Source organism: Fibrobacter sp., from assembly GCA_012523595.1.
GTDB lineage: Bacteria > Fibrobacterota > Chitinivibrionia > Chitinivibrionales > Chitinispirillaceae > JAAYIG01.
In genome coordinates, this window is sequence record JAAYIG010000238.1 from 1 (window position 1) to 1,676 (window position 1,676).

Here is a 1,676-nt window from a genome sequence, read left to right on the forward strand (position 1 = left end):
AATGGTGCTGAGTGTGAGCCATATTTGACTGCCGATCACAGATCGATGCTGGAAAGGACAGATGATCTTATTACCGGCGCATTGATTCTTAAAAAAATTCTTGGCGCGAAGAAATGTTTTATCGCTGTAGAGGATAATAAGCAGGATGCGATAAAGAGCATTGTTTCAGCAATTTCAGCTTCTCAGAATAAGGGAAAGTTATCGGTAGCTGTAATGCGGACCAAGTATCCCCAGGGTGGTGAGAAGCAACTGATCAATGCGGTTACAAAACGCATGGTTCCATCCGGAGGCCTTCCCATGGATGCCGGCTGTGTGGTCCAGAATGTGGGTACGGCTCTGGCTGTTTATGATGCAATAGTAAAGGGTGTTGCGCTCTACCAGAGGGTGCTTACGGTCACCGGCCCAACAGTTTCATCACCAAAAAACCTCCTGGTGCGTGCAGGTACACCGATCAGGAATCTTGTTGAGGCCTGTGGAGTTGACATGAAGGCCACAAAAAAGATAATCATGGGTGGTCCGATGATGGGTATAGCGCAGTCGGATCTTGATGCCCCGATAATCAAGTCAACATCAGGAATACTTGCTTTGGACAATGTTGTTGCCGGAGAGAGGGAATATCCCTGTATTAACTGCGGAAATTGCGTGCAAGCCTGTTCCATCCACCTTGTCCCGACAAGACTCGCCAAACTGGTTGAGAAAGAAAAGTACGATGAGGCGCTGGAGTGGAATATCACAGACTGTATTGAATGCGGCTCCTGCTCGTTTGTGTGTCCTTCAAAAATCAACCTGGTCCAGTATATGAAGCTGGGGAAATTTCATATTCAGGCCAGGCGTGCGGCAGAAGCTAAAAAGAATGAGGCCAGGTAAAGATGACAACACAACCTTTGACCAAATCCGAAGTACAGAGTAATAATAAAACAGCAGAGGAGAAAGTAGAACTTCTCCACATTTCAACTTCTCCCCACATCCGTCACCCTGGATCTGTTCCCAAAGTGATGATGTGGGTGATGATTGCACTTGTTCCCTCGATAATAGCCTCATACCTGTTTTTCGGATGGCGGGCGATTTTTCTTACCTGTGTAGGAATCACTTCTGCTGTTCTCACCGAATGGCTGGTAACTCTCCTGATGAAGAAGCCATCAACTATTGGGGATTTCAGTGCGGTAATTACCGGGATACTTCTTGCTTTCAATGTCCCACCCTCTCTTCCCTGGTGGATGGTGGCTATAGGGGCTGCATTCGCTATAGGAGTCGCAAAAATGGCTTTCGGTGGCCTGGGGGGTAATTTTATCAACCCTGCGCTTGCAGGCCGCGCTTTTCTCATGGCATCTTATCCGGCTGCCATGACCAGTTTTACTGCGCCGAAACTCGGGACGATATCCGGATTAGACGGCATTACCAGTGCCACTCCTCTTGCTCACTTCAAGATCTCAATGATGAACGGATCTTTCCAGGCTCTTGATTTCCAGGATGCACTCTATAATCTGTTTACAGGGAATGTGGGAGGGTGTATCGGAGAGACATCAGCCATAGCGCTTCTGTTGGGAGCGATGATACTCTGGTACAAGAGGATTATAGGTTTTGCGATTCCTTTGTTCTATATCGGGACAGTCTTTGTTCTTTTCTGGCTTTTTAACGGAACAGGCGATCTCTTTACATCTGGAGCGATCATAATC

Annotated in this window: 2 protein-coding genes; both read left to right on the top strand. The window is 47.4% G+C overall.

What is annotated here, in order from left to right; all coding sequences use genetic code 11:
- Window positions 1-867: RnfABCDGE type electron transport complex subunit C (locus GX089_16610; protein ID NLP04118.1), on the top strand; the 867-nt coding region annotated here is incomplete at its 5' end.
- A gap of 2 nt (window positions 868-869) precedes the next feature.
- On the top strand, window positions 870-1,676 hold an 807-nt coding region (locus tag GX089_16615), incomplete at its 3' end, for an RnfABCDGE type electron transport complex subunit D (GenBank protein ID NLP04119.1).